This is a genomic window from Rhabdothermincola sp., assembly GCF_036846205.1.
Taxonomy (GTDB): domain Bacteria; phylum Actinomycetota; class Acidimicrobiia; order Acidimicrobiales; family Acidimicrobilacustridaceae; genus Rhabdothermincola.
This window is the reverse complement of the sequence record NZ_DAIUCK010000168.1, coordinates 1-3,183: the sequence shown is the minus strand read 5'-3', so window position 1 is coordinate 3,183 and position 3,183 is coordinate 1. Positions and strand designations below refer to the sequence as shown.

Annotated in this window: 4 protein-coding genes; all 4 read right to left on the bottom strand. The window is 69.8% G+C overall.

Annotated elements, in window-relative coordinates; translation table 11 throughout:
- Positions 1-437, bottom strand: a 437-nt coding sequence (locus V7004_RS15515) for a hypothetical protein (RefSeq protein ID WP_334145136.1), incomplete at its 3' end; no start/stop codon positions are given.
- Positions 438-469: 32 nt separating this feature from the next.
- Complete coding sequence (locus V7004_RS15510; RefSeq protein WP_334145134.1) at positions 470-799, bottom strand: hypothetical protein; 330 nt, start codon at positions 797-799, stop codon at positions 470-472.
- A gap of 478 nt (positions 800-1,277) precedes the next feature.
- Entirely contained in the window at positions 1,278-1,763 is a 486-nt protein-coding gene (locus tag V7004_RS15505) for a hypothetical protein (RefSeq protein WP_334145132.1), read from the bottom strand.
- 144 nt (positions 1,764-1,907) lie between these two features.
- Positions 1,908-3,183: MFS transporter (locus V7004_RS15500; RefSeq protein ID WP_334145131.1), on the bottom strand; the 1,276-nt coding region annotated here is incomplete at its 5' end.

Genomic DNA, 3,183 nt, shown 5'->3' with positions numbered 1-3,183 from the left:
GGTGGCGGCGGGAGCAGCATCGTGGCGGGTCCGGTACTCGCATCATCGGTCACCGAAGCTGCGCTGTCGGTTGCCGTGGCGAAGGCGGACGCGGGCCACGTCAGGGCACCCCACCAGCAGACGGCCAGCACCGCGAGCGCCAGGAGCCACGCGGGGCGCTGGTCCGGCTCTCGAGCGGCGAGCTCGAGGAGGGTGTCGTTCTGCCGGGCGTTGATGACCAGCAGGTCCCGAGCCACCCACCCGTTGACCACCTGCTGCTTCGGGGCGGAATCCGCGGTCAGCTCATTGAGGTCGGCCTCGTCGAGCGCCTTCTTGATGGCGGACGCGTTCGACACCGGCGCGTCGGGCTCCGGGGGACGCAGCGCCACGGCCACCAGGAACGCCGCGATCGCGATGGCGCCGAGGCCGACGGTGCGGATGATCAGGAGCAGTCGCATGACCAGTCGTACGTCGTGACCGTGACGCGACCTCACCATCGGTCGGAGCCCTCGCCGCGATGCGGACCCGAGCCACCGGAGCCGCTCGCCTGCTTCGCCAGTCGATCCACCACCAGCGTGACCGCCATGCCGAGCCAGATCATGACGGTGATCACGATCGGGTCGACGAACAGCAACCAGAGCAGGCCAGTGCCGACACCGCCGTCCATCTCCCATCCGAGAATGGGCATGGTGCCCCCGACGAAGGCAACGATCGTCATCCAGCCCGACAGGATCACCACCGCGATGGCGAGGATCCCGGCCAGCAACCCCGCGATCGGTGACAACTCGTCGCTTCCACCTTGCTCCCAGCCCGGCTCCATCGTGCGCGCACCTCCTCTGGGTCACGGCTGCCTTATTCCGAGCGGCGCACCGAGCGCACCGCTTCACCTGATCAGGTACGGGACAGCCGTGACCGTGGGAAGCGCCGGGACGAGACGAGCTGGGAGGTTCTCAGGCGATCAGGTTGATCCAGCTGAGGCCGCTGAACCTGGCGCAGTCGCTGCCGGCACTCACCGCCGTGAGCCCGCGCTCGAGGCAGAGAGCCGCCGAGTGACGAAGATGTTCGCGTCGACCAGGATCAGCGGGTCTCGGGGTCATCGAACAGCTCGAGCGCTTCGGCGGCGTTCGAGACCGCGATCGTGAGGCCGAGGTCGCGATGGATCGGCCGGAACGGGGCCGGTGCCGGCATGGCCAGGAGGCCTCGGCGAATCAAGCAGGTGTTGGTTCAGGGCGCGCAGGAGCAGGTTGTGGTACGAGCCTGCGTCGACGCTGAGCCAGGTCGCGGCGCGGGTGCCCGGCTCAGCCGGTGAAGCGAGGAGTTGCCCTGGCCGCGGTCGGCTGGCTTGTTGGTGCAGCGGTCGTGGTCGGAGCCAGCGTCGAGGGCGTCGACGTGGTGGTGGTGGTGCAGCTGCCGTCCAGCTGGACCGAGGCGGTTTCGGTCAACTGGAGCTGGATATCCAGGTAGACGATGGTGGCCTCGAGGGTGAGCGTGCCGGAGGTGGTGCCAGGCAGGGTCGTGGTGGCCGTCGAGGTGCCGTTCGCTGGCAGTGCTGGGGGTTCGAAGGGTTGGAAGGTCGCCGATCCCGATGCCGTGCCACTGAGCGCGACCGAGGCGATGGTGCCTGGCAGGTTCACCATGAGGTTCGTCATCGTCCAGGTGACCGTGTAGGTACCGTTCGTGCAGGTGACGCTTCCCGAGAGGGTGAAGCCCTGGGCACTCGCCGGGGCGATCATGGCCGCCAATGCGGCGACGACCGTGGCCACACCCACGACGAACTTGCGCATCCTGATGACCTCCTCGCCTGGCCCCGATGGAGCTCCCACGTCGCGTGAATGTAGCCATTATCGGGAATGCCTTCCGTGCCTCTCGGGAGCCACGGTGGACGGGGGAGCCACCATCCTCTGACGGGGCCGGGGGAGCCGTCCCGGTCAGTCCTCGACTTCGTGACCGCCGTAGCGCTCCTGCTCCTCCGAGGTCCCGATGTGTTGCGGGAGGACGATGGCCACGATGACCGAGGCCGACAGGGCGACCACCGCGCCCACGGTGAGCGCGAGGCCCATGGCGTCGGTGAAGGAGCTGCGGGCCGCGGTGGCCAGCTCGGGCAACCCGAGCCGCTGCGCGACCTCGAGCGCGCCCCCGAGTGAGCTGCGCGCCACCGAGGCCGCCTCCGGCGGGACACCGGCGAGCACGGTGTCGAGCGAGCGGTCGTAGGTCGACGCCAGGATGCTGCCCAGCACCGCGACGCCCACCGCCCCGCCGAGCTCGCGGTTGGTGTCGTTCATGGCCGAGCCGACCCCTGCCTTGGCCAGCGGCAGCGAGGACATGATCGCCGCGGTCGACGGCGCCATCGTGAGCCCCATGCCGGCGGCCAGGATCACGAGCGCCACCGCGAGGTAGCCGTAGCTCGTTCCCACTCCGGCTCGGGAGAGGGTGAGCAGCCCGAGGCCGGCGACGGCCACCCCGCTGGCCACCACCCGCTTGGTGCCGAAGCGGGCCGCCAGCTGCGCGCTCGACGGGGCGGCAACCATCATCGTGATCGCGAACGGCAAGGTGCGGAACCCGGTGCTCAGCGCGCTCCAGCCCTTCACCAGCTGGAAGTACTGCGTCACCAGGAAGAACATGCCGAACATCCCGAAGAACATCATCGAGATGGCGATCGAGCCGCCCGAGAACCCTCGCCGCCTGAAGTAGCGCAGGTCGAGCATCGGCGCCTCGGTCCGCAGTTCCCGCAGCGCGAACGCCACCCCGAACAGGATCGCCCCCGCGAACGTGGCCAGCGTGACCGGAGCCAGCCAACCGTGCTGTGGAGCCTCGATGATGCCGTACACGAGCGTGCCGACCGCGCCGATCGACAGCGCCGCTCCCGGCAGGTCGAGCCGGGCGTGCTCCGGATCCCGGGAGGTCGGCACGAGCACGTAGCCCCCCAGCAGCGCGATGGCCACCACCGGCAGGTTCACGAAGAAGATCGAGCCCCACCAGAAGTGCTCCAGCAGGAAGCCGCTGACGATGGGCCCGATGGCTCCCGCCGCGCCCGCCACCCCGGCCCACACGCCGATCGCGCGGGCCCGCTCGTGCGGGGGGAAGACGTTGGTCAGGATCGACAGGGTCGAGGGCATGACGAACGCGCCGCCGAGGCCCATCACCGCCCGCCCGACGATGATCTGGTTGGCGCTGGTACCCACCCCGGCCCGCAGCGGTCCCCAC